This window comes from Nocardioides maradonensis, assembly GCF_054777115.1.
In genome coordinates, this window is sequence record NZ_BAAHAZ010000054.1 from 1 (window position 1) to 919 (window position 919).

General features: G+C 66.2%; 1 protein-coding gene. It reads right to left on the reverse strand.

Translation table 11 applies throughout. From position 1 onward, the window contains the following. Positions 1-862: IS630 family transposase (locus ACYVAQ_RS23390; RefSeq protein ID WP_460793021.1), on the reverse strand; the 862-nt coding region annotated here is incomplete at its 3' end. Positions 863-919: the final 57 nt, after the last annotated feature.

A 919-nucleotide genomic window follows, 5' to 3' on the forward strand; every position in this document is an offset into this window, starting at 1 on the left:
TGGCGTTGAGGTCCTTGACGGACTTGAACACACCGCGCCGGATGGCCTGACGCTCCACGATGCCGAACCAGACCTCGACGAGGTTCATCCAGGAGGCATGGGTCGGGGTGAAGTGCACCTTGAACCGCGGGTTGTCGCTCAGCCACGCCTTCACGTTCGCGTGCTTGTGTGCGGCGTAGTTGTCCATGACCAGGTGCAACTCGACCGGCTGCCCGTCGTCGTCCACGACGTCGCGGTAGGTCCGCTCGATCTGCTTGAGGAATGCCAAGAACTCCTGATGACGGTGCTTGGGCTTCAACGCCGCGGTCACCTGCCCGGTCGCGATGTCCAACGCGGCAAACAGCGTCGTGGTGCCGTGGCGGTAGTAGTCATGCGACCTGCGCTCGATCCGCCCTTCCTGCATCGGCAAGATCGGCACCGTGCGGTCCAGCGCCTGGATCTGCGACTTCTCGTCCACACAGAGCACGATCGCGTTCTCCGGAGGCGCGAGGTAGAGCCCGCAGATGTCGGTGACCTTCCCGACCAGCTCAGGGTCGGTCGAGAACCGGAACGACTCCGCCTTCCACGGTTTCACGCCGTAGGACCGCCAAGCGCGGGCCACGGAGGTGTTCGAGATCTTGAGCCGGTCTGCCAAGAGCCGGGTCGACCAGTGCGTCACGCCCAGCTTCTTCGGCGGCGGCTTGAGCGTCTCAGCAACGATCGCGCGATGGTCCAGCTCCCGCGGTCGCCCCGCCCGCGGCACGTTCGCCAGCCCAGCGATCCCGCGCTCCTCATAGCGCCCGCGCCAGTTCAACACCGTGGTCACCGTGGAGTCGGTCAGCTCTGCGATCCGCGTGTTCGCCTCCCCGTCGGCAGCCAGCAAAACGATCCGCGCACGCTTCGCCGCACGAGCGCCGACCCTGTCCGAACGGGTCCAGCG